The 215-nt window shown below is 30.7% G+C and carries 1 protein-coding gene; it reads right to left on the reverse strand.

What is annotated here, in order from left to right; genetic code table 11:
- Positions 1 to 142: DUF1107 family protein (locus tag V6255_RS18760; protein WP_341629458.1), on the reverse strand; the 142-nt coding region annotated here is incomplete at its 3' end.
- Positions 143 to 215: the final 73 nt, after the last annotated feature.

Here is a 215-nt window from a genome sequence, read left to right on the forward strand (position 1 = left end):
CTTTTCCATCAACGACCCTAAAGCGACCTAAGCCTGCTATAAAAATACGGCCATAAAAAAATCCTTTAGCAAATTTTGCAATTTGGCGAGGATGGTATTTTTTGAATACTCTTAAAGTACTAGGACGAGTAATTTTCATCATTATACCTTTTATTATTATTTTTTATTTTGATGTTGCACTGATGATAGTTGCCAATCTAATGTATTAATAAACA

Source organism: Psychromonas arctica, from assembly GCF_038155225.1.
GTDB classification, from domain to species: domain Bacteria; phylum Pseudomonadota; class Gammaproteobacteria; order Enterobacterales; family Psychromonadaceae; genus Psychromonas; species Psychromonas arctica_B.